The organism is Shewanella sp. 10N.286.45.A1 (assembly GCF_041470405.1).
Lineage (GTDB): Bacteria > Pseudomonadota > Gammaproteobacteria > Enterobacterales > Shewanellaceae > Shewanella.
The window spans coordinates 1-2,846 of record NZ_JBFRMK010000115.1 but is presented as its reverse complement, the minus strand read 5'-3'; the positions used below and the strand labels follow the sequence as shown (position 1 = coordinate 2,846).

The 2,846-nt window shown below is 39.1% G+C and carries 3 protein-coding genes; all 3 read right to left on the bottom strand.

From position 1 onward, the window contains the following. Positions 1–131: 131 nt before the first annotated feature. Entirely contained in the window at positions 132–419 is a 288-nt protein-coding gene (gene rplY / locus AB4238_RS09660; RefSeq protein WP_371990128.1) for a 50S ribosomal protein L25, read from the bottom strand. A 135-nt stretch (positions 420–554) separates the two neighbouring features. Further along, entirely contained in the window at positions 555–1,103 is a 549-nt protein-coding gene (locus AB4238_RS09655; RefSeq protein WP_372033235.1) for a DUF882 domain-containing protein, read from the bottom strand. A 96-nt stretch (positions 1,104–1,199) separates the two neighbouring features. Then, positions 1,200–2,594 (bottom strand): murein L,D-transpeptidase, encoded by a 1,395-nt coding sequence (locus tag AB4238_RS09650; RefSeq protein WP_372033233.1) that lies wholly within the window; start codon positions 2,592–2,594, stop codon positions 1,200–1,202. Positions 2,595–2,846: the final 252 nt, after the last annotated feature.

Sequence of the window (2,846 nt, the reverse complement as noted above, 5' to 3'; positions counted from 1 at the left end):
CCACGGCGAGACCGAAGTTTTCCCCGAAGGGTAAAGCCTAGGCCTCAAAGATACGCTAGAAATAAAAAATGCCAGTCAGCTTAACTGACCGGCATTACCGTTAAGGGCGCTTTTTTTAATTCACTTAAAATTTAAGCAAATTTGAAATCAATATGTTCAATCAAAGGCTTGAATGCATGACGTTGCATGTCTTGAACACGTACTGCTACGTCTTTACCATCTAAAGAGATAGTTAGGTCAGTATTGTAAAAGTCATCGTTCGCTTGGATATTGATGATATCTTTATGATCGAAAACGATAGAGATAGCTTCTTTGCCTGGACCGTAGATAACAGCAGGTACTTTGTTAGCATGACGTAGGCGGCGGCTCGAACCTTTCCCTATTTCAGTGCGGATTTGTGCAGCGATTGTGTAAGACATAATAAAACTCACTTAATAAAAAAATAATATAAATGTATAGTAACGATTTTCGACCAACCATTACTTACTAAAAGCGGGCGGATACTAACATACATCAGCCAAGTAAACAAAATATTATTAGCCTACTCGAGTTAGTTACCAACTTCTTATTGGGCCGGTATCGATATGCACGAACCCTGAGTTAGGATAATAACCTACTCCGCCCAGTTTAAGTGCTAAAGCAGCGCTTCTTACTTCGGCAAGCTTGACACCTGACACAGCGATATCAAGCGCCATCCCCTTCATGTGGTAGCTCTTCTTAGCAACCCCATTTCTTCTCTTGGCTAGCATTTGATTCGTTTTCGGTGAACGATAGCCTGAAATTATGTGAAATTCATCGTCATAATTTAAGGATTGTTTTAATAAAAAGGCAAAATCAAATAGCCTATTATCCATTGGAGCTGACTCATTTTGGCGATGATCACGCAATACTTGACTAAAATCAGTCAAGATATCACTTTGGTAATCACCATCAATCCAATAGCTTCCCTGCCCGCGTTCACCTGTATGACGGTTGTAAAAGCCTAAACTTCTAACCCCTTTGGTTGAACGACTTGCTTGTGCTTTTGTAGGTAGCATAGAAAGCATTGCTACTCCACCAAGGCCTAATAATAACTGTCTACGAGCAGAACATACTACGGTCACACTTTCACCACTGACTACTTTTCCTACAACTGGCAGGCAAAGTAGCCTTAAAGTGATAGGAATGCAAGTTATCAGCAGAAAATATTGAAAAGTGCTCTACAAGCTATTGATCTGAGCAATCGAAGGTGGTTTTCCATCGCTAATCGACTGCTTTTGGTAAATATCATTTCTAAATTGAGCTAAATTGTCTTTATCTATCCATGCCGTCCAGTACACCAAGTGAACATTTAGGGTCGAATTCAAAGCAAACCACTGGGTTTTATCTCTGTTCACATGCCTATCCACCCAAGTTTGTTTATCTTTTACTAGGTTAGCGGCCATCCAGTTAGCTAAACCCTCAACATTTTCTATCCTAATGCATCCTGAGGACAGAGCTCTATAACTTTGATTAAAGAGATTAGGATCAGCGGTATCGTGTAGATAAACACTAAAATCATTAGGAAAATAAAATTTGTATCGCCCTAAGGTATTGTTAACTCCAGGTCGCTGTACAAATCGAAATGGAAAGGGTCCAAACGCTAAATCACGCCACTGTTCTGCAGACTTAATCACTCGATTACCCTGTCGATCAAATACGTCAAACTCACGCTGTTCAATGTAACTTCCATCTTTGCGAACCTGTGGTAACAAATCATTATATAAAATCTTTTTTGGTACTCGCCAACTAGGATTTATCACAACATTAGAAATTGCACTACTTAGTAAAGGAGTTTGCCTATAGGGTTTACCAACAATAACTCGCGATTCAAGTTCAACTCTACCGTCATTAATCAACTCCATTTCGAACGCCGGTATGTTTATCACCAAAAATCGATCGTCTCGTTGTGACATAAATGTCGACTTTTGAATGAAACTTCTTGCTAATATAATAGCCCGCTGCGATGGTGCCATATTCAGCCATTTCATAGTATCTGGGCCAATAATTCCATCGGGGGTTAAGCCATGGCGTCGTTGAAAACGCTTAACTGTATTAACTAAATCATCTTCAAAAACATTCAGCTCAACAGCATTTGCAGTGCCATCTCCAAGTAAAGATAAACGCTTTGCGATAGCGGGAAGAGAAACGCTTTGCATACCAGGTCTAATCAAGCCCTCTACACGGATTCGTTGCCATTCAGTTTGTTCAGTAAGCCACTGCAAATGTGAAAGTCGGTTTTGTAACTGCAGATAATCATTGATCTTTGGCTCTAAAGACATCGCACGAACTAAAAGATCGTTAAGTTTTGAAGCTTCAGTGCTATGGGTTTTTATCTGATGGCGTGACCAAAAATCAACAATATCGGCTTCAATAAGCTCAAATTGTTCTTCTGTCACAATAGCACTGGCTAACTGAGTCATATACTTTTTATAGGCTGGAGCGGGTTCAACAAGATTAATTAACTTTAGCTGTTTTAATAACATATTGTTTGCAGCGCTCAGCCTCGAATCAGCTAGCGCAGCTGAACTCATCAATACAAAATAAACTAAAAAGCTAAAAATAAAAAATCGCATTGACTCACCAGATAAGAAAACTCTTCTTAAGTATGGCAAATAAATGTGCTTTGTATATAACAGTAGACAGCATAAAGCTTCAACAATACAAGCTTTGGCAAACTAAATATCGACTAATCAACTGCTTATGCCAGAAAAATTACTGTCTTTAAGCGGCTGAAACTATCTTATGGATCGGCTTGAATACTTAAAACAGAACGTCCAACCTGAGTTTTACCAGTAGCAGGGTAGTATTTTATACCAATTGCATTA